Origin of the sequence: Arachidicoccus ginsenosidivorans, from assembly GCF_007971385.1 — a bacterium.
GTDB lineage: Bacteria > Bacteroidota > Bacteroidia > Chitinophagales > Chitinophagaceae > Arachidicoccus > Arachidicoccus ginsenosidivorans.
The window spans coordinates 4980535-5006970 of the sequence record NZ_CP042434.1; the positions used below are offsets into that span (position 1 = coordinate 4980535).

21 protein-coding genes are annotated in these 26436 nt (G+C 36.9%); 11 read left to right on the forward strand and 10 right to left on the reverse strand.

Annotated elements, in window-relative coordinates; translation table 11 throughout:
- Positions 1 to 38 precede the first annotated feature (38 nt).
- From FSB73_RS19985 to FSB73_RS20005, 5 genes are all read right to left on the reverse strand, one after another.
- On the reverse strand, positions 39 to 383 hold the full coding sequence (locus FSB73_RS19985) for a RagB/SusD family nutrient uptake outer membrane protein (protein WP_146786322.1): 345 nt from the start codon (positions 381 to 383) through the stop codon (positions 39 to 41).
- Positions 347 to 1372, reverse strand: a complete 1026-nt coding sequence (locus FSB73_RS19990; protein ID WP_146786325.1) for a RagB/SusD family nutrient uptake outer membrane protein — start codon at positions 1370 to 1372, stop codon at positions 347 to 349. The genes FSB73_RS19985 and FSB73_RS19990 overlap by 37 nt, the downstream gene beginning before the upstream one ends.
- Positions 1373 to 1407: 35 nt before the next feature.
- Complete coding sequence (locus FSB73_RS19995) at positions 1408 to 3507, reverse strand: SusC/RagA family TonB-linked outer membrane protein (protein ID WP_146786328.1); 2100 nt, start codon at positions 3505 to 3507, stop codon at positions 1408 to 1410.
- A 23-nt stretch (positions 3508 to 3530) separates the two neighbouring features.
- The gene (locus tag FSB73_RS20000; protein ID WP_146786330.1) at positions 3531 to 4598 is read right to left on the reverse strand and encodes a TonB-dependent receptor plug domain-containing protein; all 1068 of its coding nucleotides are present in this window, start codon (positions 4596 to 4598) and stop codon (positions 3531 to 3533) included.
- A gap of 71 nt (positions 4599 to 4669) precedes the next feature.
- Positions 4670 to 5317, reverse strand: a complete 648-nt coding sequence (locus FSB73_RS20005) for a TlpA family protein disulfide reductase (protein ID WP_158639629.1) — start codon at positions 5315 to 5317, stop codon at positions 4670 to 4672.
- Between the two features lie 421 nt (positions 5318 to 5738).
- On the opposite strand from FSB73_RS20005, the gene FSB73_RS20010 reads away from it, so the two are divergent.
- The 3 genes from FSB73_RS20010 (at position 5739) to FSB73_RS20020 (ending at position 7996) form a co-directional block, all read left to right on the forward strand.
- A complete protein-coding gene (locus tag FSB73_RS20010; protein WP_146786336.1) occupies positions 5739 to 6284 on the forward strand; it encodes a helix-turn-helix domain-containing protein in 546 nt (181 codons plus the stop codon).
- A gap of 310 nt (positions 6285 to 6594) precedes the next feature.
- On the forward strand, positions 6595 to 7158 hold the full coding sequence (locus FSB73_RS20015; protein ID WP_146786339.1) for a helix-turn-helix domain-containing protein: 564 nt from the start codon (positions 6595 to 6597) through the stop codon (positions 7156 to 7158).
- 286 nt (positions 7159 to 7444) lie between these two features.
- Positions 7445 to 7996 (forward strand): helix-turn-helix domain-containing protein, encoded by a 552-nt coding sequence (locus FSB73_RS20020; RefSeq protein ID WP_146786342.1) that lies wholly within the window; start codon positions 7445 to 7447, stop codon positions 7994 to 7996.
- 60 nt (positions 7997 to 8056) lie between these two features.
- Here the strand turns inward: FSB73_RS20020 and FSB73_RS27790 are convergent, their stop codons facing one another.
- From FSB73_RS27790 to FSB73_RS20035, 3 genes are all read right to left on the reverse strand, one after another.
- Positions 8057 to 8254, reverse strand: a complete 198-nt coding sequence (locus FSB73_RS27790) for a helix-turn-helix domain-containing protein (RefSeq protein ID WP_146788633.1) — start codon at positions 8252 to 8254, stop codon at positions 8057 to 8059.
- A complete protein-coding gene (locus FSB73_RS20030; protein ID WP_146786345.1) occupies positions 8233 to 9021 on the reverse strand; it encodes a hypothetical protein in 789 nt (262 codons plus the stop codon). Before FSB73_RS20030 ends, FSB73_RS27790 begins: the two co-directional genes overlap by 22 nt.
- Before the next feature lie 131 nt (positions 9022 to 9152).
- Positions 9153 to 10190 (reverse strand): helix-turn-helix transcriptional regulator, encoded by a 1038-nt coding sequence (locus FSB73_RS20035; protein WP_146786348.1) that lies wholly within the window; start codon positions 10188 to 10190, stop codon positions 9153 to 9155.
- Between the two features lie 257 nt (positions 10191 to 10447).
- On the opposite strand from FSB73_RS20035, the gene FSB73_RS20040 reads away from it, so the two are divergent.
- The 5 genes from FSB73_RS20040 (at position 10448) to FSB73_RS20060 (ending at position 17847) form a co-directional block, all read left to right on the forward strand.
- On the forward strand, positions 10448 to 10762 hold the full coding sequence (locus tag FSB73_RS20040; RefSeq protein WP_146786350.1) for a hypothetical protein: 315 nt from the start codon (positions 10448 to 10450) through the stop codon (positions 10760 to 10762).
- 104 nt (positions 10763 to 10866) lie between these two features.
- On the forward strand, positions 10867 to 12162 hold the full coding sequence (locus tag FSB73_RS20045) for a hypothetical protein (protein ID WP_146786353.1): 1296 nt from the start codon (positions 10867 to 10869) through the stop codon (positions 12160 to 12162).
- Positions 12163 to 12328: 166 nt separating this feature from the next.
- Positions 12329 to 13591, forward strand: a complete 1263-nt coding sequence (locus tag FSB73_RS20050; protein ID WP_146786356.1) for a hypothetical protein — start codon at positions 12329 to 12331, stop codon at positions 13589 to 13591.
- A gap of 1447 nt (positions 13592 to 15038) precedes the next feature.
- Positions 15039 to 16286 carry a hypothetical protein gene (locus FSB73_RS20055; protein ID WP_146786359.1) on the forward strand — a complete coding sequence of 416 codons (1248 nt, stop codon included), beginning with the start codon at positions 15039 to 15041 and terminating at the stop codon, positions 16284 to 16286.
- Positions 16287 to 16401: 115 nt separating this feature from the next.
- Positions 16402 to 17847 (forward strand): J domain-containing protein, encoded by a 1446-nt coding sequence (locus FSB73_RS20060; protein WP_146786362.1) that lies wholly within the window; start codon positions 16402 to 16404, stop codon positions 17845 to 17847.
- 152 nt (positions 17848 to 17999) lie between these two features.
- Here the strand turns inward: FSB73_RS20060 and FSB73_RS20065 are convergent, their stop codons facing one another.
- The gene (locus FSB73_RS20065; protein ID WP_146786365.1) at positions 18000 to 18287 is read right to left on the reverse strand and encodes a hypothetical protein; all 288 of its coding nucleotides are present in this window, start codon (positions 18285 to 18287) and stop codon (positions 18000 to 18002) included.
- A 721-nt stretch (positions 18288 to 19008) separates the two neighbouring features.
- Between FSB73_RS20065 and FSB73_RS20070 the strand changes: the two genes are divergently transcribed.
- The 3 genes from FSB73_RS20070 to FSB73_RS20080 are packed head-to-tail and all read left to right on the forward strand — an operon-like array spanning position 19009 to position 23150.
- The gene (locus FSB73_RS20070) at positions 19009 to 20118 is read left to right on the forward strand and encodes a glycosyltransferase family 4 protein (RefSeq protein ID WP_146786368.1); all 1110 of its coding nucleotides are present in this window, start codon (positions 19009 to 19011) and stop codon (positions 20116 to 20118) included.
- Between the two features lie 23 nt (positions 20119 to 20141).
- Entirely contained in the window at positions 20142 to 22367 is a 2226-nt protein-coding gene (locus FSB73_RS20075) for an amylo-alpha-1,6-glucosidase (RefSeq protein ID WP_158639630.1), read from the forward strand.
- A gap of 39 nt (positions 22368 to 22406) precedes the next feature.
- Positions 22407 to 23150, forward strand: coding sequence for a DNA-formamidopyrimidine glycosylase family protein (locus FSB73_RS20080; RefSeq protein ID WP_146786373.1), 744 nt, complete (start codon positions 22407 to 22409; stop codon positions 23148 to 23150).
- 224 nt (positions 23151 to 23374) lie between these two features.
- Here FSB73_RS20080 and ligD read toward each other — a convergent pair whose 3' ends face one another.
- On the reverse strand, positions 23375 to 26419 hold the full coding sequence (ligD, locus tag FSB73_RS20085; RefSeq protein WP_146786376.1) for a DNA ligase D: 3045 nt from the start codon (positions 26417 to 26419) through the stop codon (positions 23375 to 23377).
- Positions 26420 to 26436 lie beyond the last annotated feature (17 nt).

Here is a 26436-nt window from a genome sequence, read left to right on the forward strand (position 1 = left end):
TTCACCTAAAATGAAGGAGGCCTTAGGCCTCCTTTTTTCTAATAATCATTTTGTTTATAACCAAAGTTTTCCACCACATAGGATGGGATTGGCAGCGCATAAAAAGGGTCATTTGGTTTTAATTCATAAATTTTACCATCAACTTTTCGTGTCAGTGTAATATTACGACCTTCTAAATTAAATCTTTTAAGATCCATCCAGCGTAAGCCTCGGTACAATAATTCTTTTCTACGCTCAGCTAATATAATTTTTAGTGCTTCTTCTGTTGTAGAAGCATTATAAACTTTATAGGTCCCGGACACCCATCTCTTAAGTAATAAAGTATTTAAATCATTCATCGCTTCCTTTACTTTTCCAGCTCTTGATAAGCATTCTGCGCGCATAAGATATATTTCGTCAACTGCAATTCCCGTAAAATTATCTGAAAATCGCCACTATATGATCCTTTAAAAATATACCCCGGGTCAAAAGGATAAAAAAATGCAACTTTTCTCAAATCATTTTTCTCATAAGAACTGTATAAGGTTGTGTCAACTCTAGTATCCGTTACTGCTGATGTAATGGGACCAAATGTACCGATTCCCAAATTAAAAATAATTTCAGGATTATCATAAGTAAATTGCATTAACTGACTAACATCAAGAGTGTTATAATCTAAAAGGTCATTTTTTAAGGTTAAACATGAATCAGAATATATTAGGCATTTATTATAATCTCTCATTGACAAGTAAGTGCGCGCCAATAAACCGTATGCCGCGACCCTCGAGGGTCTAAAATTAGATATTGGTGTAATTGGTAAATAAGGGATAGCCTGTAATAGATCCTTAATAACTTGATCATAACTTTCCTTTAAACTTGACCTATCGACATGAAAATTAAAATCGGAAACTAATCTTAAAGGCATCCCCAATTCTGAACTCGCCGTTGAAGAGTCGAATCCTTTACAATAAGTAAATATACCGCCTAAATAAGAAACGGCTCGATAAAATAATGCAGAGCCATAAATATTGTTCCATCCATCATGATTATCACTTTTAACCTTAATTTTCGAAACTTCTTCCAGGGCCAGATTGGCTACATAGATTGTTTTATAAATAAAATCCCAATCACCGTTTGTGGAATAAAAAGGCCTCCAAGTATAGGCCAAAATTTGATCATCTTTTTTTTGTTCCAGAATTTCATCAGGGAAATATAAATTATCGGTTGCCCCCTCACCTCCACTAGAACTACTTCTATTCATAAGAAATGCATAATCTAACATTTCTTGTATATCCTTTAAGGTATTTGGTTCCGCAAGGGATAGGTTTGGTTTCTCATCTAAAATCTTATTACAGGATGAAATAAAAAAAGAAGTAGTAGAAATATTGATAATAGAGTCTTATTAAACATAAAAGTATATATTAAGAATTAAAAATGTATATTCATTTTAAAGGAGAGTGTTCTAGGGGTTTTATAAGACCGCTGATTTTGCGGATCTATATCCCATTTATTAGCTGTCCATAAAATACCAATATTGTTTATATTAATGTTAAATACAATGTCTTTAAAAATTTTGTTTTTGTTCATAGATTTAAGCATATATGATAGATTTAAAAATTGAAATCTAATAATATCTGCCCGGTCAACAAATAATTCGGACATCGTATAGAATGTAGACCTCCTGTTATCTACTGGATAAACAAAAGAGGGGATATTTGTATGTTTTTCATCGCCTGGTGCTTGCCACCTATCAGCATACTCACTCCCCATTAAGCTACCGTTCACCAATTGATTATAATTCGTAATATTTTTTCTAAAGTAGTGGCCAAATTGATATAACAGGTTAAAGTTTAAACTAAAATTCTTCCAGGTGAAGATATTTCCAAGAGATCCATACCATTTTGGTGTTGCAGCCCCCTTGTAAACTACACCACTTAAATCAGATTGCGATATAATTGAATCATATGCCATACTAGGTACACCATTTAAATAACCAATTGGATTACCAGTTTCATGGTCCAATCCTGCCCATTTATATCCACCCACTGAATATAATGGAGCACCCTCCATTGGTGCAATAGTATTATCGCGTCCTATGTAGGTACTAGCACCTGCCCTTATTAAATAGTATTTTGATACCTTATCGGCATAATAATTAACATTAATATTAGCGGTCCAGCTAAGCTTACGCTTTAAAAGGTTTGCCTTTATGGAAAGATCTACTCCTTTTCCTATCATATCAGCGATATTCCTACTAATGGAGCCGTTTACGCCTGTCGTAGGATCAATTATAGACGGGCCAAATAAGTTGTATCCATGTTTGACATAATATTCAAAACTGCCTGCAAAAGTGTTGTTGAGTATAGCATAATCTAGCCCCAAATTTAAAGTTCGGACCTTTTCCCAACCAAGTTCTGGATTTGCATATTGGGCAATCATTGAAGACGGTAAATAATTTGGCATAATGACACCAATTGAACTGATGACTGTAACAGCAGATTTTGATTGGTCAACGTTGCCACTAACGCCCAAGGTGGTTCTTAATTTTAAATAGTCAACAAAATCTAAATTAAAAAATTTCTCACGGTTAATATCCCATGCTAAACCAGCTGACCAGAATGGATTCCACTTATCATTGATATTAACGCCAAATAAATTTGAAGCGTCCCTTCTGGCGCTTCCTGAAACTATATATTTATTAAGATAGGAAACAGCAGCGTTTCCAAAATAAGAAACATAATTATTTTGTAGCCCGGTAAAAGATTTGGAATTATCTATATATTCCATTGTATTTCCGAGAAAGGATCTATATCCGATATTTTCATTAACACCAGATGAAGTTAAATTATTCTCGTTATAACCGTAGGCTGTAAACTCATCACTTCTTGTTTTTATTTTTCTAATTTCTGCGCCTATAATTGCATCAATTTTAAACTGTTTAATGTCTTTGTCTAGGTTAAACTGCCCTCTATAATTTTTTGATTCTACAAAACTATTAACATTATGCAGGATTCCGCCATTTGGCAGATTATAAACTACCAATCCAGTTTCAGGGTCAATAGATGAGAATCTATTGACTAAGTCACGGACATAAAAACTGGATGGATCGTAAAAGGTGGCATCGGTTGAGTTTTGCCATTCATACTGATATTTTAAATTCATTACCAAACCTTTCATGATGGTTAATTCAGCACCTAAATTAGCCCTTATACTTTTTTCTAAATTATTATAATGTGTATGCGTATAATCATTTAGGGGGAAATATTTCCAGTTAAGTAGCTTTCCATTACCAGCAGTGTCGGTATAAGATCCTCTATAATTAGCGTCAACAGCTAAAGCATCTCCGTTTTCATTAGCCAATCTTGCATATGGAGCGTCCCTGAAGGCAATTTTTGTTATTGGCCCAATTGCAATGCCAGGAGAAGTTTTGACCTGCGTATAGGTAATATTGGTAGAAAAAGACAAAAATTTGAATGGTTTAAAATCATTTTTGACATTGCCAGTAATCCTATTGAATTTGGAGCCCAAATTTCCTAAATTATTATCGACACCTAAAGACAGAAAATAAGCCTCCTTTTATTGCCACCATTTAAATTTAATGAGTATTGTTGATTGACTGCATTATTATAGAGATATTTCTCCAAATCCTTACGGTTGTCATAAGCCTTTAAAGCTTGTATTTGCATTTCGGCTTCTTCATTAGTGAGTTCTCCATTTTTCTGTTTATTTAGAATATCGACAACGGGAGTTAATGCGGTATATGCATAGTTCTTAATGATAGCATTAAAATATCCCTTATCATATAAAGTCCTTTCGAAATCAATATAGTCTGGTACTGTCATCCTGTCGATGGTGAAAAGGTCTGGTTTTGGTGTATAGGAAATTGTTGAGTTTACATTTACACTTAACGGGTTGTTGAACGAACCACTTTTTGTCGTAATTACTACAACACCATTACCAGCTTTTGTGCCCCAAATAGATGCCGCAGCAGCATCCTTTAGAATTGTTATGGATTCAACATCGTTAGGATTTATATTATTTATATCCCCTTCGTACGGAAAATTATCCAATACAATCAGTGGGTCTTTGTTTCCATTTATTGAACTTAATCCGCGAATATTAAAGTTGATTTTTTTTCCATTCAATCTCGCCTTCTCCTCGTCAAATAATAAACCATTTGTTACGCCTTTCAGCCGGTCAAGAATATTATTGCCCACCTGATGGTTCAAGACATCATTATTAATGACTGTAAATGAACCTGTAGCACGTTCACGTGGTAATTTTTGATAACCAGTATTAATGGTAACGTCCAATAAATTGTTCACATTTCTTTTTAGCATCTTTATAATAAGAAAGGAGGTGTCATTTACAATTACACTTTGCGGTTCATACCCAATATGACTAATGATTAAGGTATCTGGAATATTTTTTAACCTTAAAATGAATCCATCTTTAGTACTGCTTGTAGTAGATTTTTTATTTATTGTAGAAATAGTCGCTCCTACGATTGAATTGCCGGTAGAGTCGTTGATCCTCCCTTTTATATTATTAGTCTGAGCAGATGATGAATTGCAAAAACCATAAATTAGTAAGAATAGGCAAGTAATCTTTTTATACATTTTTATATTATTAAAATTTCTTTATTGTTTATTTAATAGTTTGGTCGTTATGGCTTTAAAAGTATTTCTATTTACCGCTGGTAAATTGGGGTTAGATCTATATATTTATTTTCATGTAGTCTTTTGAGAAGAAATTCGTTTGGTTTTTTATCTTTAATTAATTTGACTTTAACCCCATGCTTTTTATAATACAGATTTTTATTAATCTCTTCTGTAGCTATTGTATTTAAGAATGCCTCATTTAATAACCATTTCCCAGTTGATTGCATTAATAATTCCCCATTAAAATTTATAATAGCCATATGCGGAACTCCCATATGAGCAAATAATTGCTGTATGGCTATTTCATTATATATAATTGGTAGGGAAAGGGGTTTTTTATTTTTTTTATTGTATCTCTGTAAAAACTTTTCTACTTCAGTTTTTGAGTCTAGTGTTATTAGGATAAATTGAACTTTATCTTTTAAATGCTGTTGGATGGAATCCATTTTGGGAAACGAAGCGATGCATGGTCCGCAATCCTTAGTCCAAAAATCCAAAATAATAAGTTTTTCTCCAAAGGATGACAAGCTAGCTGTTGAATCTTTGTAGTTAAGGATTCTTGATAGCGGCATATCTGGGATATTTGAGCCTATAAAATAACTTTGGGCTATCGGTTTTTGACCATAGGCGTTCATCATGAGCATAGCGGTGCCCATAATGCATATGATTTTTTTCATAAAATGCATTTTATTTTTTTTATTACAACTACTTTCCCCCATCATTTGTAATGATCGTAACGGCGGTGTTTATCTATATATTTATCTCAGCAATCTTAAATGGCGGTTGTTTAATACTTATTTTAAGTAATTTGGTTGATTTTTTAGTTAATCATATTCTATATATATAATATGTGTAACTATTAATTTATTTTAATTAATTATTTTTTTAATATTATAATATAAGTTAATATCATATTGTTTTAATTAAACTTTTATTAATCAGTTATATAATTATTTTAATGAATTAAAATATATCTAAAAACTGGATTGATTTAATCGGCAATACAATGCAATTCTCAAATGACATAACAAAGATAATAGATGTATTTTATTTCACCAAAGAAAAATTATAAATCTTAATTTTTCTTCTATTTGTTAAATGGTGAAAGATGTAGAATATAGACAAAGAATTGGTAAAAATTTATTGAATCTTAGGGAAAAAGCATGCTTAAAAAGGGACATTTTATCAATATTAGCAAAGGTTAGTCATAGTACGATTTTTAGAATTGAAACTGTTAATCATAATTTTGAATTTGAGAAGTTAAAACTGATTTGCGATGTATTTGGGATAACCATTGATGAACTTGCTAATCTGAATATTGATGAATGGACGGAGGATATATTGCAAAGGCAAGTAGAAAAATTTCGAAGGGCCAACAGAAAAAGTGAGTTATCGGCAGCGGATCTTAAAGAAGCCTTTGTGAAATTTAAAGGGCCTACATTTTACATTGATAAAATATTTGATGAAGGTTTTTTGGACGAGCCTAAAACGATAAAAGAAGTAAATGAAAAATTTTTGGAGAGCTACGGGGTCACATTTAAATCGACAAAGATTACCAGTAGCTTCAAGGCAAAGAATTACATTGAAGCTAAATTTATAAGGAAAAATCTCAAAACTTACGTAAAAAAGAAACCTAAAGATTAAAGGCTTAAGGATGATGCCTTATTTTCTGTTATAGCGTTTAAATTTGATGGAGACTTTTTGGATCCACTATATTGACTGTTAATTCAGGTACCAAAAAACAGGTCCTGCTTCATTCAGTGAACTGCTATTGTAGATTTGCCTTTTTCTCTTGCAATATGAGCTTTAATGAATAGGCGCAACGATTACAAGAATGATGAAGTATGAATAACCATTTATTTTGGGCCTAAAGATTTATTAGCCACGGCCTTAAATAGGCCGGATTGAATAATTTAATTGAGAATCCTATTTTACATCTTATAAATTTATTTATATGATTAGTAATGCTTTACGTAAGAGAAAAATGGGCCAGGTATTAAAAACCTTACGCGAAAAGTCATACATATCCCGATCAGCGCTCACACATCTGACCGGAATTAGCGGGTCAACCATATGCAGAATTGAGAATGGTAGGGCTAATATTCAGGCCTATAGTTTCGATAGAGTATGTATGTTTTTTGAAATTTATCCTGAAGACTTATTGGATTTATCTCCTGAGGTGATCTCAGAAATCGCCAGGAAGAAAAGACTGAATCCTTATATAATAGATGGGAACGCGGATCAAAATGCCGGGATCATGGTTGTGGAAAGCCAGGCAAGTTTTCTAAAGCACACCCGTATAATAGAATTGTTGGTTAACGAAGGTCACCTAAATAAGTTTAAAAGGGTAAGTGAGATAAAACAACTGATCCTTGACAACTACCAGAAAAGTATCCCCTCCTCCGTTATTTCAAATGCATTAAAAAGTAATAAAGATATCAAGTGCGTCCAGCCTGCTAAAAAAAATTATAAATTATATAAAGCTGTCAGAATTTTTAAACCCAAAACTTGCAAATAACCAAATTGCTTTAAGGAAATTTATAAGAAAATATTTTTATAACAATTTGTTATAATATAATAAAAAATATTAAATTGTCAAATAAAGCTGCATAATTTGGTCAATAAATATGCAATATAAACATTTATAATATTTTAAATATCAGTTAGATATAATTAGTTTTTGAAAAATGCACATTCTTTGTGACCGATTTTAATAAATCAAATAACCTTATAAAAACCAGGCTCAAATTAAAAGAATTTGGCTATGAAATATTTGAAATCTATATATTCATTTTATTTGTCTTATGGCTACCAAAAAACAAGATTTAATCGCTAAAGGACAAAAAATCAGGGACTTCAGATTGAGCCTGGGATTCTCGATGGTTAATCTAAGTAAACTAACAGGTATTAGTCCGGCCACCATTTCTAGAATTGAAAATGGTGGTGATTATATGCCGAAAAAACTGGCAAGCATTTGCAATCTATTCGGTGTAGAGGTCAGTGAATTACTAAAACTCGATTTGACCAAAATTTCTAAAGCCCATATATACAGGCGAATTTCAGATAAAGTAAAAAGAGAAGGTGTTACAAGGGTTGAATTTTCGGTCATTAAAAAGAAGACAAAAACCTTTCACGGTCCCTCCTATCTGATTAAAATGAGTATAGAGGACGGTTTTCTTGGACAATTTCGAGAAGTGGCTGAAGTACAGGACCATATTGAACGTGAATATGGTGTCCGGCTTTTCTCTTCTAGTATCACTAATGCACTAATGCGTAAAAATGGGATTGTTTTCAAACCTACCGGCAAAGCCAATTATAATAAATATAAATTTGTCAAAAGTAGGGTAAAGAAATAAGGCGCACAGTCCATTTTTTTGGATTACAATAATAAAGTTAAACAGTTAGAATAAATTTATTTATTCTAACTGTTTATACTTTAGCCTATATTCAGAAGGTGAAAGACCTGTCATTCGCTTAAAATCATTGGATAGATTACCTGCGCTACTCCAGCCCAAATCTAAGGCAATCGATTCTATACTTTCACCATAATCAGCTTTTAATCTCCGGGCAACTTCCTCAACCCAGACTTGTTTTACAAATTCGCTAAACGACAGATTATGTCGCTGCCAAAAATATTTTTTAAATCAGCTCCTGTCAAACCCAATCGCTTTTTCGCTATTTCCAAATTTGGGCGCGACTCAAAACAATCCAATGGGTCCTTTTCAAATTTTGCCAGTTCCGCTTTTTGTTCGTCAAACAAACGTGGATAGACCTGATCCGTAATAGCTGTTAAGGTTTTTCGAACCAATAAAATAGCCATGTTTTTCATTTTTATGGATATTTGCCGGCCAAAATGAGGTTTTCTCGTAAATACAGCTCTAATCTCTTTGAGTACCGGCCTTAATGCTTCGGGAGCATAGGGCATATAGTCTAAGGGCACGTAGGATATCTCTTGATCCATAGCTTCCATACAGGGGACTATCAATTGGGGAAAGTCCTTTTTATATCTTTCTAAAAATGCCCTGTTAGTATGAAAATCAATTGTTTCGATTGTATGCCTGAATAATTTAACCTCACAATCCATACAAGGATCAAACCTAAAATTCATCTGGCAATCTCTAAGCATTACTTCTCCATTGTCGTCGTAATTTATTATACCGCCATTTCTATAGACATACCCAAATTCCAATAAGTGTCGTTTTATAGTAGTATGTGCCCACACTGTTTTATTGATATGGTAGAGGCTACGGACAAAAAAACCACCGGTAATCCGCAGCACATTAAAAACAGCATATCCCCACCCCTCTCCTTTGTCGTATAAGCAATAAACTTCCCCAATATGCGGTTTATGACAAGGATGGTCTGGATGACTCCTTTTCATCCAATAAGCATTTGAACCATGCAAGAATTTTGTTTTAAATAATTTCCGGCCCATAATTTTTAAATTTGTCTGAAATTGTTTTTATTAAAATCCCCATAGCGCTAATTTAGCGTTTTGGGGGACCAATGCCCCTATACGATTAATCCGAACCGCTGATCGCAATGTGCTCTTTTTTTCCAGTTATATTTGTATTCTCTGGGAGCAATCCCATAGATATATTTAAACCGCTGGGAAAAAATCTCCGGCGTACTATAACCAATCCTGCTTGCCACTTCCTGAAAGGAAATATTTTCTTGAATGAGCCTACGGGCAGCAGTCATTTTTAATTCAAAAATAAAATTCCTGGGTACTTTATTATACCACTCCCCCAGCAAGCCTTTAAATTCAGGTATGGATAAATCTACGTAAGATGCCAATTGCTCAATATTTATATCCCCTGTCCCTATAATTTTAAAAATATCTCCGCTAAGCATTTTCATCCGCTGTTCCTGCAAATTGGATATCCCTTTAGATTTTGAGCGATCCAAGTATCGAAAAGTGTCCGTTATTAATGACTGTACATTTACATTAAATACGGCTGGTAATATCTGTTTAGCGATAGTTGGCTGATGAATTAACTGACTTACGCGAAGCGCTTGGTCATAAATCTTTCCCGTCAGATACAGAGGCACGGATTTAAAATTATAATGCCGCTTGGTTTGGGCAGCCTCCAGAAATGGTTCTACAACTTCAGGGAAAATGTCGTGATAATGATATAACTGGTCATAAGATAAGTATATGTCGAGCGTCTCTGCATCAAGCTTAGGTTGTAAGGTCGTCTTGCACTCTGTATATGGTGTGTAGGTAATATTGAATTGCCGCGCATGTAAGGTCAATGCTCCCTGATTGTTTAAATCAATAATGCCGCTACCCTTGATCATATAACTGATTTCAAATAACGGCCGGCCGATTCTGGTCATGGTTTGAATACCACGTTGGGTTTTATATTTATTACTAAATAAATTAAACTCCTCGGTAGGTATATTTAAGAAATCCATATGTCCCCATCCCCCGGATAAGTTGAATAATTGCGTATGTGGCAAATATAAGGATGGCCCTAACGCATTGCCCAGTCCCCACTCGCCATCACCTCCTTTTAAAAATTCTGTTTCAAATAATTGGTTTCCCATAATTGCTATTGGTAAAATTAAATTTTGTTTCGATTGCCTAATCCGTCACCCTTAAATATATTAGACAAAACACTAAATCAAAAATATTCTGCTTAATTGGCTTGATATATTCAAATTTAATCAATTCGGCAAGAGTTGGCGTTACTTCTTGTTTAATCTTCAACATAGGTTTTGGGCTATAATGCACAGCATATCATGGATACGGCTTTGGAAAATAATTTTAAAAAATAATTTTCAAAATTGTAATATTTACTTTTTTGACCATAAAAGGCTTCCAAATAGAAGGTCAGAGAAAGATAATAGTAGCCATTGCTTCTATTAGCCAGCCTTGGCAGACGATTATATTCAGCAACTATTTTGAAAAAAAAGACAAAGGAGCTCAGCTTTTGCAATTGTTTTTTATTATTTTTATAACCCTGAAAATTATGATGCGATTATTCGATCTTAAAAGCGTTAATTTTTTGATTCAAAATTTAAAAGTGAGCAATCAACAGGCTGGTTCGACAAATGGGAAGATATCTGCCTACCCAAATCCATTACTTGGACCAAACCAAGTCAATTCAAGTTTTTGATAGTGACGTTTCTTATAATTGATCCAAAATGTTCATTTTGCAGCAAATTCGCTTTGTTTCAAATCAATTTGGTAGTTTTGTCCAAACTTTAAAAATATTCACTCATGCCCGATCTTATTCAGCCGATAACCTTTCCTGAGCACTTAAAGGATTTCCTTTTTGATAACTTTTATGACAAGAAGCGACAATTTCAATATTTGGATAAATGTGATAAACTATTAGATAAGATTGAAGATGTCACCGAGCAGCAACATGAAGATTTAGCGCAACTTTCTACACATATGGCAAAGAATCTTCCAAAACTGCTTGAGTTGGAACAAAAGGGAATTGTTGTCCAGGCTGAATATTTTTCATTGTTGTTGCCCTTTACTAAGGAGGAAGAAAAACAGGTGACAGGCGAACAAAAGGCCGATATGTTTGCTAATATACACAAATTCTTAATGGGAGTGGCTGCTTTACATCCCAGAGAGTTGCTTCTGAAAAATGATTTATATTTAAAGCTTTTCAAACAGGTCACTGGTACTGATTTCGCGTTCTGGTTTCAAGAAAGGATGGCTAGAGCCGCATTACTAATGCGGGAATATTTACAGGACCAAGGGCTCGACTTCGAGTCACCCAAGGATATCCCGGAAACTGAAGACGAATTAGGCGACCTTATCCACGACCTTTTGATTGGACATTTTGGTAAATTTGTGAACCTTAAAATCTTTGAGCAGAACAATCGTCCAAGTCCATTGGAAGCCTATCAGAATCTGATGCATGAGCGTTTAAATGGCCGTTTAGATAAACGGCAATATAAACAGGCGGTCACTACAATGATCTTCCAGTACAAACAGCTCTCAGACATAGCAGCTGGTTTGAATCTGGAGGATTTAAGAAATGATTTGGTAATCAGAGCCATTTTTACACAGCTTAATTATAAAGGGTTGAAGGTCACCTTAAAATTGCATAGCATTCTTCATGAAATTTTTATGAGCTATCCACGACTTACATCGCAATTGAATAAATCAGATTATTATCAATTAGTAGCTCTTTTGGAGGACCCACTCCCCAGTGTAGTTCCATTTGATGCCCTGTTTAATTTTTCAGTTAAATATATGGAACTAGTACAGTCAAGAATGTATAAGTGTCAGAGGACTGATTCTACAGATGAAATTGAAAAAGAATTTGATGAAGATGACGATGAATTTGACATTAACGAAGATTTTGATAATGATGAGGATTTTGAAGACGAAGATGTAGCTGAAATACCACTAAATGATGCCAGGCGGCTAAAGAAGTTGCTTTCTACTTTTTATAAACTGCTCAAATTGCGATTCCAGGAGCAAAGGATGGACCCAAGTTTCGACGATTTGTGTTTCAATATAAGGATTATAAGGTTAAATCAACTGAGGTCATAACACTAACCATGGCAGATGCAAAACCGCTATTGGAAAAATTTGGTGCTTTTACACAGCAAATGAAAAAGGGCCGCAATGCTGCGCTTAAGCATATAGATGAGGTATTTGAATATTAATAATATTCTACGTGCTAAAATGTTTATCTTCATATAATTATGCATCAGTGATGAAAAATGCAATAAAAAAGGCTAGCGCAAAAGGTAAAAATAAGGTTCAATCAAGTATGGATAAAAAACAAGGTGAGGCGGCAGTGCGTGATAAAGAATTGGAGTTTATAAAATCCATTCAAGATGATGCGGAAGACGATGCGAAGTATTTTCCCGAAGATATGTCCGAGGAAGAGGCCATATTAATGGCCTTTGAAAACTTTTTCGGTTTACTGGATCAGATAGAGGACGCGGCAAATCTTCTAACCCAGGCTACAGCCAAGCAAGCTGCCCTTGATGAATTGTATTATAAGAAACTTGTCCCCAAAATTACTTTAAATAATAAGCTGAGATTCTTTATTTTAAAAAGCCTTTTTAGCTTTTACTATAAACCTTGGATCAATAAAAAAATTACAGCTAAGGAAAAGGAATCGCTTATGATTCATATTAAAGTGCAATTACAGGATCTTACAACTACCGCTCACTATGAGAGTCCATTGTTTAATCACTTTCATCAAAGGCTTTATAATGAAACCATCCAGCAAGACCTGGAGAATAGCTTAGAGATATCTATTAGGCGGTACCAGGATTATTTAAGGATGCAGAATATTGATTATTCATTAATAGATTCGTCAACTGTCAAAGGTTATAAAGAGCTGCAAGAAAAGGCGCTGCAGGCTGTCCGTCAACACTTTGAGCCGATTCTTGGCAATGCAAGCCTTAAATATAAATATATGCCATCCTTGCCGCTTAATATCGTGATCGATTCAGATATTATACAAGATGAAATAAAACTTTGGCAAGGCATGGAACGTAGTATCAGCGATTTAATGGAAATTGCCGCCCCCATCACTACTATTTTATCATCACTTCGATTTAGAAAGTTACCAGTATCAATTGGTGCTGAGTCAATTAAATTGAAAGAAAAAATCCGGAAAGCAATAAAAAGGAAAAAAACAACCAATTTGCTCAACTACTTTATTCAATTTCTACGCTTTCACAAGCCCCGTATAAAGGAACTCTCAAAGGAAAAAGTCCACGAATTGAACCAGGTTTTGTTTGAACTGCTGGGCACTATTCATCTACACATAGATGAATTGCCCGACCATCCCAAGTATTTCAAAAGATTGTCTCTAAACGCTATGTTTTTTAGAATGTATGACCTTGATTTGATTTTGCAAGAATTACAAAAGGAAACGATTGAACTCAGGCAGCGTTATGCGGCGCTAAAGAAAAATAACAGCTCGGCAATTGATTGTATCAAAAAAATATTGTCCGAATAATAGGCGCTATTGTATTATTTATAAAACTAATAAATTCAAAGGATTCAGCAGGTAAAGTGAGGACGGGTAGTCCGGGCTGTAGGATAAGTGGATTTGGTAGTGGGATTCAAAATTATGTAAAGTCAGCTCTGCATGACTACGTATTTGCTGGGTGGCGCACCTTGTTTCTTGCTTACTATATATGAATATCCGCGTCACATTAGTGATTTTTTTGATGCTCAGATACCAATCTACAATAACGGTACGCCTGGAAACCTGGAAAACCTGAATATCTGGACGGCATTTGTCATAATATTACTACAATAGTTTCCTTGCATAACTACAAATGGAGTGTGCTGAGCAGCATAGCTTTGCCTCAGCAAGTTGAAAATAAATGACAACCCTCATTTATAGCAATTTTTGGATTGAAGTAGGTTAAGAAGTAGGTACCGGGCAAATAGTAATAGCAATTGCAACCAACAAAGATCAACTAAAAACCCTTACATAGCCCGGTACTTATTATTTCCTTCTGCAATTAGCGCTTTCTTATAAAGTACAGATAAACAACTTATTACTATAATCCTCAGTAGAAATAGACTTCTGATGTTCATTTTTACGCAGAAATTCGACATGAATGTGATCTTTCATAAAGAAGGCATAACTGAATTACTAAAGCTGTTGTATGGCTGGCAATATCAAATTGAAGGTATAATTACTCGTTGATATGCCAAAAATGCAGGCTTAAATTTGTACCCGCTGTAAAATCAGCCCTTGATTTCCTATGGAAACCACCTATCTTCTTTTGCTTCCATGTGAAAATAAAACCGCGCTAACAATATCAATCAGTAGCATTTTAATTCAGACTATCAATTTCCCGCCAATCAAAATATTGATAGGCAAAAGTAGCTGGAAAAAAGATGGTATTTCCGATGCATAAAGATGCATTTAGAAATAGTTTTTATTTTCACTTAACTAATAAAAATTATAAATTGAGTTATATAAGGTGTTGAATATTAGTTTTTTGTATTTATGCTGCAGCTTTTCAATATTGAATGCTAAATGATTTCGCCGCTCAGGAGCCGTTGCCAATTTTCTTTTGGGGGGACTTTTCCCGCTGCACATGGCTTGGTTTACAGGTAAATGGTTATTTTCGTGGCAGAAATCAGCTCTCTCAAACATAAGTATAAAACATGCCAAATAATCAAAATGCCAGTCAACAAATTCCTTCTTATGTCGAGGGCATCTTCTGCGTCAATTGATATTGCTATGTAGAAATTATCAAAAGCTTGGTGTTTTTTATAAAAGCGTACTAAATAGCCTAAATAAAATAGATGATGCCATTACAGCGTGCCGGGGTGCTCTGTGGCGGCTACAAGAATTGTCGACTGCCTTTCAAAAAAGATTAAATAAGGAAAAGCTAGACAATATAGAGCTGCATTCCACTTATTATTTAAAAGCTATAACCTTTTTGCAGGATTTTGAAAGTGAGGCTACGGAAAAATTGTTCACCGATACGCGTAAGCAGATTAAAACTTTTATTTATTCTTCGCTCTACGAGAGTATGGATTCTTGCGAAAATAGTGCTTCTTTTAAGGCGCTTTTTAAAAAATCTGAAGGACTGGAATTTGATTTTTGGATTACTGAAAGGCTGACCCAGATATTTTTAAGAATCCGAGAGTATCTTAGCCGAGGGCATGGTATATTACTTGACGCAGACCAACTTCCTGCTACGGAAAACGACTTATTTGAATCCATCAAGCGACAGGTCGCAGACAAGCTAATGAATATGGACATGGAAGTCTTAGCCATTCCCATTAATGACGACCAAGAGGACATGATATTAAATTGGAGTATAAATGGTTGCAATTACCGCATCAGACAAGGCTATTTTAAACATGCCTTTAAATTAAGTATTTTTATCAATAAACAGCTGGAAGATATTGCGCACGGTATGGGACTGGCACGTTTGGGTAATTTATTTGCGATGGAGGCTGAATTGTTGCAATTGGCCTATAAGGATGCAGGATCCAAGGAAAAAATGGGAAATGCAGTCTCTTTACTGAAAATGAATGTAGGAGATAAAAAAGAAGATATCCAATATTGGTCAAAAATGACCGAGCGGGTTCAGGAGGCTATTTATCATTACGATAGCAGCAACAACCAACCGCTCGAAAAGCTTGAATCAGAATGGCTCCAAAAAATATTGGATCATCCCAAGGATACTATGCCACGCGCCATCGTGACTGCTTTTTGTGGTTTACTGAAGCATCACAAGAAAATGATATTAAGACAAACCATTCGTTTTGAACTGGAAGGTAAATATTTGACTTTCCCTAACCCAAATTTTGATTATCAAACAATTTCAGAAGAGGAATTAGAGGATGAGATCCTAATTTTAAATGATGATAATCAAGAGTTAAGAGAAGATTTGAAGGTAATGGACAGTTCTCCAGATGCGCTGTTTCAGCTAATAAAGCAAAAAAGTGGCAGCAAACACAATGTGAGTTTCCACGAGGGAGCACACCAGGATGATTTGGATGATACAATTGAGGACTTTTCAATATTTTCAGAAGATTCTTTCTGGAACAAATTGGACGCGACCCTTATGGATTCCATTTTATCGGATTCAGAGGGACCTGATTTTGACGATGATTTAGACAATAATTTTGATGATGATGATTTAGATAATGACGCCAATGACGACGATGGGATATAGACGATAAGGACGCGCCACAGGGCGATCAGAAAAAATGATAAACAGGCAAAATATTCCAACACCCATATGCTTGCGGAATCTTTCAACTTAATAAAATTTTTATATTAATCAGTTAATGGCCACAGTAAAGAACACTCGTAAACACAATACGGCGTCCCAATCCTCCGAATCAAAAAGTAACAACACAAAAGACGGCCCTCAAAAAGCAGGCATAGGTAATTCAAAAAAGGATCAAGCCAATGATTCTAATCAGAATCAGTCATCAGTTGCAGAACGATCTTTGCTATTTAAGGGCGCAAAGAACAAGCTACTTAGTCCAGGGCAGAAAAAATTTAATCGGCTGATTGAACAGCTGGAAAACCAGCAAAAGCGGGTTAATGCTAAGGCGCTTGAAATGGATCAGATGCTTGATTTTTATGCGAAGCAGATTTATCCATTTCAGACGAAGGAAAACCAACTTGGCGTCTCTTATGTAAAAACACTATTCCTTTTCTACAAACGAAAAAGAAGGGAATTAAGTCCAGCCGAGCACCAATTGCTGGGCAGGTTGGTTAAATTGAATTTTGAGAAAATTGATGTGGAAATCATAAATAAAGACTCAGAACTGCACGTTATATGGAAAAAGCTTTATAAAAAAAGCTATGCGGAGTCTATGCAAGAGGATTTGAATGAATTCAAAGTAGAGGCAATTGAGCAATTATTCGAAATGGGGATTGATTTTGATCCTGTAGAGATTGAAAGTATTACTGAATTTGATAAGCTGCATGAAAAGATACATCAACTGATCCAGGAATTTAACGACCAGGAGGAACAACAGTCCAATGACGCTGCGTGGAACCCATTTGAGCAATCTTCTGTGAATGAAGAAGATGAAAATGGAGGCAGGCATCAACAGGCCAGGCAGCAATCATTCGATTTTGGAGACGAATTCGACTATTTTGAGAACGAACCGCCGAAAAATAAAACGACTGCACAACAGAAAAAAGAACGTATAGCCAAAGAGAAAGAAGCCATTAAACAAAAAAATATTAGTTCTATTTATAAGCAGTTGGCTAAGATTTTCCACCCTGATCTGGAAAGGGATGAGGATAAGAAAGTGGAAAAAGAAGCGCTGATGCAGCAGCTCACACAGGCTTATCAGCAAAAGGATCTTCATACCCTTCTGAGACTGGAATTAGGGTGGATTCATAAGGAGGAAGATAATATCCAACAGATGACCGACGACAAACTCGACATCTATAATGAAATACTCAAAGAGCAGATTAAAGAGTTGAAAATAGAAGAAATGGAAATTGAATCCCATCCTAAATACGACGCAATTCTTTGCTTTGATGATTGTGAAAGTCCAACACTTCCAATGCTAAAAAAAGAACTTCGCGTGATTAAAAAACGGCATAAAATTATGACGAGCCAAGCGGAGATTCTCAATATGAATAATGCAGCTTCTATTGCCTTACTTAAAGATGTACTTCATGATTTTGATTTACAGACCAAGGAAGCATTTGGACTAGAAAGCTTCCTATCGCTGCTAGCCGGGCAAGCAGATTTTGTTTGGGAATAATCTCCATGAAAGCCATAAGCAGGCAATTTTAAATTGCCTGCCATGATCATAAAAGTGCTATTTAAATTGGTATCAGTCAATATACCTACACCTTCTTGGTGAGGGCGTGTTGACTGATACCCACGGTGCTGGTAAATAATATTGAATTCAATTCAATATAAATTATTATCCTTTCCTGCAACGATTTTATTAAAATTACTCATCTTTCCCTCCTCGGTGGTGTCCTGATAGAAAAATTGTAGCGCTTCGCTGTCAAATATTTTAAAAAACTTATCCCAGGAAATCGGCATTAGTGCGTTTTCATTGCTATAACCTGGAATATCAATACGCAAAATAGCGCTATCATCATTTTTTGAAGCCTGAAAGATACTAGGTCTGCCTTCCCGGGCTTCTACCCAGGCTTTAATTGCTTCGTGATTGGTGGTCGTCTGTGAATGCATTGTTGATCGTTTAATGTTATTATTATATTTAATGCTTTACAATACTAAAAACTTTTATAACAGCCATATAGCTGTTTTAGGGTCATTATCTATGGCTCACAATACATGCCAGAATAAATTTACTAGATGCAACCATAATTGACACTCTTAAGCTTTAAATTGTAACCATGCTTTTTGCTTGAGGTAATTAATGCCCAGATCATCCCAACTATACCCTCTTTTTGCTTACCTGTCGTGAAAAATGCCCTTGTTTGCAAACGAGATAACATGAAATTGTAAAGGAGATCATAATTTGCAAAGTTTAGGCATCCATCTTAACCAGAAGGTCTGAAATGGTTCAAAAAAGGACTGCGGTGCCTAGCTGGTGGAAACATTTGTTGACTGAATATAATAATCTTACGTACATAACAATAACCTGCTATCTGCTATTCATTTAAGGGGTTAAGCCTCCGCATTATGTACTAAGATTGCTACAATGTGTGGCTGCTTATAAATGAGGTAAATGTTTTATTACCAAACTTTTAAAATAACGAATTTATAAAAGTAACATCCTTATAAATCATAAGTAAAACAATATCAGCTACAGGGTGCCAGGCTGGCATTGTTTGCTTTGGGAAAAAGCTACCCTTATTACAATTATGGACTAAAATTAGCAGCTTATCCTTTTATAGCACCTGTTGATCTACTTGCCAATACATTAATAAACGATAAATACTTATTTATGAAAATTGCACAAATTGCCCCTTTAATTGAATCTGTCCCACCCAAATTTTACGGGGGCACTGAAAGAGTGGTTCATTATCTGACAGAAGAGCTGGTGGCAATGGGCCATGAGGTTACCTTATTTGCCAGTGGGGATTCTTGTAGTAGTGCAACACTGATTCCTATTGTCGGTAAATGCCTTAGAATGGACACCCAATGCAGCAATCCTATCACCTATCAAGTTATTCAATTAAAAGAGGTTATGGCTAGAGCTGATTCCTTTGATTTACTTCATTTTCACACTGATTTTCTGCATTTCCCCTGGCTGGAAAATAGCAATATACCGCATTTAACCACGCTGCATGGCAGACAAGATATGGCAGAGAATATTGCCATTTACAGAAATTTTCCCAATGAACTTATCGTATCTATTTCAAATAATCAACGTCAACCGCTGCCGGCAGCAGGGTGGCTATCCACTGTTTACCATGGACTCCCCCTGGATTTACATCATACAGGTAGTGGACAAGGTGGGTATCTGGCCTTTTTAGGAAGAATTTCTCCGGAAAAAGGAATTGAACAGGCCATTGAAATTGCCATTGAGGCAAATCTTCCCTTGAAAATTGCGGCCAAGGTCGACCCTTCTGAGGTTAATTATTTTGAAGGATTTATCAAACACTTATTAAATCATCCATTGATTGAGTTTATTGGGGAAATAACAGAATGGGAGAAAACCGATTTTCTGGGGAATGCCAAGGCGCTTCTCTTTCCAATAAGCTGGGAAGAGCCATTTGGCATGGTGCTGATTGAAGCGATGAGTTGCGGCACACCAGTCATTGCCTATCCTAGAGGATCCGTTGCTGAGATCATTCGAGATGGTATAGACGGCTTCCTGGTCCATACTGTTCAGGAGGCGATTACTGCCATTCAACATGTAGATCGGCTAAGCAGGTCCGTTATCAGACAGGGCTTCGAAAACAGATTTACCGCACGTAAAATGGCTGAGCGTTACCTAAATGCCTATCATAAGGTGATCGGCTCAATTCAAGAAAAAACCAGGCGTTTGGCACCCAGAAGCAATAAATGGACGGAGCCTACCCATCAGCAGCTGGTCACAAAAGTTATTTAATTGCATTAAAGTCACAAATCGTCATGGATTTATTAACCAGTAATACAACAGAAACCCGGCTAAAATCCCAGCAGGAACACAAACTTTCCGGGGACAGGTACCATATTCAACCTGATAGTAAACATAGCGGCGAGAAAAGTACGGTGCTCAATCATGCCAATAGTTTTGCTTTAATGGACTCCTGGGGTGATATTTATCCTGCAGCGTCAGGGTCAGATGGCATTTATCACAGAGGTACGCGCTTTATCAACGAATGGGTTTTGACCATTGACGGCAAAAAGCCTTTACTGTTAGGCAGTACGATAAAACAGCACAACAATATTCATTCTGTGGATTTAACCAATCCTGTACTCGCCGCAGGTAAGATCCCTGAAAACACCCTTCATATATTCAGGCATCAACTCATGCTCGACGCAGGTTATTATGAAAGGATTACCTGCGTCAACTATAATGAAAGTGACATTTCTTGTTCCTTATCCTTATATTTCGATGGGGATTTTAAAGATATTTTTGAGATTCGGGGTACCAAAAGGCAACTTGAGCCCGGATCGGTGGAAAAAATCTGTCAGGATAGTCGTAGCGTGATACGCATAGAATATATGGGGCAGGATCATATAAAAAGAACCGCCGTCATTAAATATGAAGGAAGTCTGCTGGCCGATTGTCAGGTGCAAAAAATGGTGTTTGCCTTGCATCTGCAGCCCCATGAACAACAGCAGTTTCAGATAGCCGTCCATTTTATGATTGGTAGTGCTCCTAATGCTTCACTATGTTTTGACCAGGCCAAAAAGCAAATTCTGGAAGAACGCTCCATTCGGGATCACAAGCAGGCCCAGATAAGCTCAGATAATATTAATCTGAATAACTGGCTCCACAGAGCCTATACGGATTTATTCTCTTTATATGCGGAAGTGGGCCAAAACCGATATATATATGCAGGTGTTCCCTGGTATAATACGCCCTTTGGCCGAGATGGTCTAATTACCGCTATTGAATTATTATGGATTCAGCCACAAATGGCCAAAAATGTGTTATTATTTCTGGCGCACTGGCAAGCCCACACGTTCAGTAGTCAAAATGATGCTGAACCAGGCAAAATTCTCCATGAAGCCAGAGAGGGAGAAATGGCCAATACGGGCGAAATTCCTTTTAAGCGGTATTATGGGACAGTGGATGCAACACCACTTTTTATCCTTCTTGCCGGCAAGTATTATAAAAGGACGGGAGATCTGGCAGCTATTAAAGCCATTTGGCCAGCAGTATTGGATGGCTTAGCCTGGATGGACATATCTGGGGACATTGATCAGGATCATTTTGTTGAATATCAATTCAAGAACCCCGATGCGCTGACCAATCAGGGCTGGAAGGATTCTGTAGATGCAATTATGCATAAGGATGGCACCTTGGCTAAAAGCCCAATTGCACTATGTGAAGTGCAGGGATATGCATATGAAGCAAAACTTCTTGCTGCAGATATGGCAGCGGCACTTGAGCACCCACAGTTGGCAGAAAAATTAAGCAATAGTGCCGTTGAAATCCGGCGTAAATTCAATGATATTTTTTGGGACGGCCGCCTTAAGTGTTTTGTTTTGGCCTTGGATGGAGAAAAAGAACCTTGCCGTGTATGCGCTTCCAATGCAGGGCATGCTTTATTTACTGGTATCGCGGATAAGGAAAAATCCGCTCAAACAATGCAGACCCTAATGTCTGCAAAAATGTTTAGCCTTTGGGGAATAAGAACACTGGCCAGTGACAGCGTAAAATTTAATCCCATGTCCTATCACAACGGCTCCATTTGGCCACATGACAATGCACTTATAGCCATGGGGTTTGCCAGGTATGGATTCAAATCAGCTGTCGTACAGATATTTAACGGCCTGTTTGAAGCGACAACTTTTATAGATTTAAATAGGCTACCAGAACTGTTTTGTGGTCTTAAAAAGAGAAACGGAGAAGGCCCGACAGCCTATCCAGTAGCCTGTGCGCCACAGGCCTGGGCGGTAGGCAGTGTATTTTTGCTATTAGCCTCCCTTTTGGGGATAGAAATTGATGCCCCTAAAAAACAAATTGTCTTTCATGATCCTGTGTTGCCTGAAAAGGTTCAAGTGCTTCATATAGATCAACTTCTAATAAGCAATAATAGCTGTCAACTTACAGTAACAACCGGGTCATTCGGTCCACAAATCACCTTTGAAGATTTGCCGGAAGACTGGAGCTATAAAGTAAACAGGGATGAACTTTTTTGGTGACAAAATGGTTATGATCCGCCTCATAATAAAAAACAGATTATGCCTGAAGGACCTACACTTGTTATTTTAAAAGAAGCGCTACAACCTTTCAAAAACAGAAAGGTGCTGCAAGTTGAAGGTAATAGTAAAATGCCGATTCAACGCATGCAGTCCAAAATGCTACTGGAAATCCGAACCTGGGGCAAACAATTGCTTTTGCGATTTAGTGGTTTTACACTGCGTATTCACTTTCTGCTTTTTGGATCTTATACCATTAATGAACCAAAGGAAAACAGGATCCCCAGACTAAGCCTGACTTTTAAAACCGGAACAATTTACTTTTATGCATGTTCCGTACGTTTGCTGGAAGAGCATCTAGATGATCTCTACTTGTGGCAGGCTGATATTATGAGCGACGACTGGAACCCCAACAGAACCAAGGCTTTACTGCTTGAGCAACCAACACTTTTGATTTGCGACGCTCTTTTGACCCAGGAATTATTTGCCGGATCCGGCAATATTATAAAAAATGAGGTGCTGTTCAGAAAACGTCTTCACCCCTTGAACAGTGTAGGTGATTTACCTGCCAAACAGCTAAATGCCATTATCAAGGATGTAAGGCAATATGCTTTTTTGTTTCTAAAATGGAAACAAAAATACACATTGAAAAAACACTGGTGTGTCCATAACAAATCCACCTGTCCAAGATGTCAAATCCCGCTAAAAAGGGCCTATCTGGGTAAATTTGAGCGAAGAACCTTTTACTGTGAAAATTGTCAGATTTTGTATGATCATAAAGATTAAGGATGGTTAGAAAAAAAAGATTGGCATAAACGGATTTCCCGACAGTCAACATTTCTGACCGACCTCTCTGTCCCACTTTAACTATGCTACTTTAACTTGCCTGCGGCCCTATCCTACTAACCTGTTCTACTACTATATTCGATGATTCTATCCAACCACTTTACTTTCAATTACCAACATTTCAAACCAGTCTATCCGGCCGCCGAGGTTCGTGTGGATTAAAATTATTTTACTTTGGCCAATATTTTTTTAAGATCGATACCCTTGCCCAATACAGGTTTAAATAAATCCCCAATTTTCTCCACCCTTTGCACGGCATTATGAATATTGAAATCTTCTCGTTTAAGACCTGTTTTGACTTCGGACCAATCCAGGGGCATGGATACTGTTGCGCCAGGTTTGGGACGGACAGAATATGGGGCCGCGATGGTTGCCTGCGGACGGTTTTGTAGAAAATCCAAATACATTTTCCCTTGTCTATCTGCCACCGTTCTTTCTAATGTGGTAAATTTAGGCAACTGCTCGTGTACGGCGGTGACAATAAGTTTTGCAAATAGTTTGGATTGTTCATAACTATACTTATCACCCAGTGGTATATAAATATGTATGCCACTGGCACCACTTGTTTTAGGATAGCCTTCGACCCCCATACTTTCAAGTACTTCATGGGTTACCTGGGCTGCTGTGATGACTTCTTCAAAGGCCTTTTGTCCTTTTTTGTTTTTATCAGGATCTAAATCAATAATGCACCAGGTGGGATTTTCTGGTTTTTTAATGGTGCTGCTCCAGGGATTCATTTCTATACAGCCCAGTGATGCCATGTATAACAAAGCTGCCATTCCATCTGCTACCAAAAAGTGTTTATCCGATTTATCACCTTCACTATGATATAAATAAAGACTTGCCCAGTCCGGCACCTTTCCGGTAACATCCTTTTGATAAAAATTTTGTCCGGTGACCCCATCCGGGAAACGGTTTAGGGATTGGGGGCGTCCTTTTAAATAGGGTAAAATAAAGGGAGCCATCTGGTAATAGTAATTGATAAGCGTCCGTTTATCTATCTGCTCTTTTTTCCAGTATAATTTATCCAGGTTGGTAAATTGTAACTTTTTGCCCGCCACTGTCTTGACCTGCGTTTTTTCAGTTGGATTCAGTAGGGTTTTATGACCAGTTTTTCCCTCGATAGGCGCCATAGCGGTTTTCAGGTCGTCTTTGGTCTTAGTTATATTTGATATTTTCTTATTTGAAGTCACCCTCTTGGACTTTGACTTGATATCAGCTTCAGCCTTTGGTTGTTTGACAACCGCCTTCTTAGCTGCCTTTTTTGCTACCTTTTTTGAGATCTCCATAGTATTGTCTGTTTCATTTAGTAATTGTTGGGTACTGGTTTTTTCCTCCAAAACGACCTCCTTCGGATCTTTGTCCGGCCGCAGTCCTTTAAAAGAAGGGTGACGAAATAACCCATCTGCTGTTCTTTCGCGGTAGCTAACCTCTCCCACTAGCCTGGGATTGAGCCAGGTAACATCACTGCCAGGTGGGTTGGGCCGAAATCTGGATGGTTTGTCTACATCTACCGCTTTTTCCAATGGGCTGGTTTTGCGTATATAGGGTTTAAAATGCTTGAGTAAGGTAAGCTGATCTTTGTCACTAAAGCCAGTGCCGACTTTGCCAGCATACTGAACTTTCCCGTTTTTATAGACGCCAAGCAGTAAAGAGCTGAACTTTTTTGAAGAACCATGATTCAAGGTATACCCAATGAGGATGACTTCCTGTCTTAGTTCTACTTTAATTTTGAGCCAGGATTTGGAGCGGCGTCCAGATTCATAAATGCTGTCTGCTTTTTTGGCAACAATGCCTTCAAGACCTAATTCAGCCACACTACCCAAAAAGCCTATTCCGTTTTGCTTAACAAGGTAACCAAGTCGGATATTTGTATCCACCTGGTTTTGCAGCACAATTTCTAAGACGGCCTTACGAATGGACAAGGGTAAATCACGTAAATCCTTTCCTTTATACCATAGCAGATCAAATACATAATAAAGCAAAGTGCCATCCGACTCACTACGCCAATTCTGCAAAGCACCAAATTGCGGCATACCTGCCTCATCCACGACAACGAGCTCTCCATCCAGGACCATTGTCTCGGTCAGCTTTTCCAGTGAAGTTCTTATTGGATAGTACTTTTGCTCAAAGTCTTTTTGATTACGACTTTTTATGTGTACAGACGTTTTTGGCTGGGCTTTACCCTTGAGTTCCACATAAGCTATGGCGCGATATCCATCCCATTTGATTTCAAAATTCCATTCCGGATCGTCAAAAGGTGCGTCTACTAAAGTAGCCAGCATAGGCTGGATTTTTGTAGGCATCGCCGTCTCGGGCAATTTTTTCAGGATTTGCCGCCAATCTAAATTTTTCGCAACCGATTCTTCATCTTTAGGTGTCTTTTCTGCTGGTTTTGCCCTTTTAGGCTTATGACGCTTTGTTTCCCTGTCTCCTTTTTGGGACTTGGCTGAGTTATGGTTGGTCTTGGGTGATGATTTTGGTGTTGATTTTGACGTTGATTTTTTCGCCTCTTTTTTTATGGCCTGTTTCTTTGGCGTTTTTTTAGATTCCTCAGTTGCACGTTTTGTGGGCGTCGCCTTTTTACTTGTCTTTTTACCATAGGTCTCAGAGGGCGCCTTTTCCATTTGTTGAATGGTCTTTCCGCTGATAACTGACTTATCGAGTTTACTCAGGTCCTTTTTGCTAACCGCTTCATCCTTATGTTTTATAAGTAACCAGGCATTTTCTGCCATATTGCCTCCATGTGTCTTTACCAAGGCAAATTCACCCTGCAACTTTTCACCAAATAACCTGAATTTGAGGTCTCCTGATTTTAGTCCCGCCAGTAAAGACTTTTCCATTGCCTTTTTGTTCTTTGCTTGTGAACCGTCAATGGGTTCATAAGTTCCTTCGTCCCAGACGATAACCGTTCCAGCACCATAGTTTCCTTTAGGGATAATGCCTTCAAAATCTTTATAGTCATATGGGTGATCTTCTACTTGCATAGCCAGGCGTTTAACGGCCGGATCCAGTGAAGGTCCTTTGGGAACCGCCCAACTTTTGAGCACCCCTTCCATTTCCAATCTAAAATCATAATGCAATCTGGAAGCGTCATGTTTTTGGATTACAAAATGCAATTTAGCTGCCGTTCCCTTACCTCCTTTGGGCTCTGGGGTTTGGTCAAAATGGCGTTTTTCTACATATTTTTTGAGGTTCTTTTCCGGCATAATCTACTTTTTTAAAA

What these genes read in the sequence shown, in the direction of transcription:
- FSB73_RS19985 (WP_146786322.1), bottom strand. Translation starts at nt 383, where the DNA reads ATGCGCGCAGAATGCTTATCAAGAGCTGGAAAAGTAAAGGAAGCGATG.
- FSB73_RS20000 (WP_146786330.1), bottom strand. Translation starts at nt 4,598, where the DNA reads ATGTATAAAAAGATTACTTGCCTATTCTTACTAATTTATGGTTTTTGC.
- FSB73_RS20005 (WP_158639629.1), bottom strand. Translation starts at nt 5,317, where the DNA reads ATGAAAAAAATCATATGCATTATGGGCACCGCTATGCTCATGATGAAC.
- FSB73_RS20010 (WP_146786336.1), top strand. Translation starts at nt 5,739, where the DNA reads ATGGTGAAAGATGTAGAATATAGACAAAGAATTGGTAAAAATTTATTG.
- FSB73_RS20015 (WP_146786339.1), top strand. Translation starts at nt 6,595, where the DNA reads ATGATTAGTAATGCTTTACGTAAGAGAAAAATGGGCCAGGTATTAAAA.
- FSB73_RS20020 (WP_146786342.1), top strand. Translation starts at nt 7,445, where the DNA reads ATGGCTACCAAAAAACAAGATTTAATCGCTAAAGGACAAAAAATCAGG.
- FSB73_RS20030 (WP_146786345.1), bottom strand. Translation starts at nt 9,021, where the DNA reads ATGAAAAGGAGTCATCCAGACCATCCTTGTCATAAACCGCATATTGGG.
- FSB73_RS20035 (WP_146786348.1), bottom strand. Translation starts at nt 10,190, where the DNA reads ATGGGAAACCAATTATTTGAAACAGAATTTTTAAAAGGAGGTGATGGC.
- FSB73_RS20045 (WP_146786353.1), top strand. Translation starts at nt 10,867, where the DNA reads ATGCCCGATCTTATTCAGCCGATAACCTTTCCTGAGCACTTAAAGGAT.
- FSB73_RS20050 (WP_146786356.1), top strand. Translation starts at nt 12,329, where the DNA reads ATGAAAAATGCAATAAAAAAGGCTAGCGCAAAAGGTAAAAATAAGGTT.
- FSB73_RS20060 (WP_146786362.1), top strand. Translation starts at nt 16,402, where the DNA reads ATGGCCACAGTAAAGAACACTCGTAAACACAATACGGCGTCCCAATCC.
- FSB73_RS20065 (WP_146786365.1), bottom strand. Translation starts at nt 18,287, where the DNA reads ATGCATTCACAGACGACCACCAATCACGAAGCAATTAAAGCCTGGGTA.
- FSB73_RS20070 (WP_146786368.1), top strand. Translation starts at nt 19,009, where the DNA reads ATGAAAATTGCACAAATTGCCCCTTTAATTGAATCTGTCCCACCCAAA.
- FSB73_RS20075 (WP_158639630.1), top strand. Translation starts at nt 20,142, where the DNA reads ATGGATTTATTAACCAGTAATACAACAGAAACCCGGCTAAAATCCCAG.
- FSB73_RS20080 (WP_146786373.1), top strand. Translation starts at nt 22,407, where the DNA reads ATGCCTGAAGGACCTACACTTGTTATTTTAAAAGAAGCGCTACAACCT.
- ligD (WP_146786376.1), bottom strand. Translation starts at nt 26,419, where the DNA reads ATGCCGGAAAAGAACCTCAAAAAATATGTAGAAAAACGCCATTTTGAC.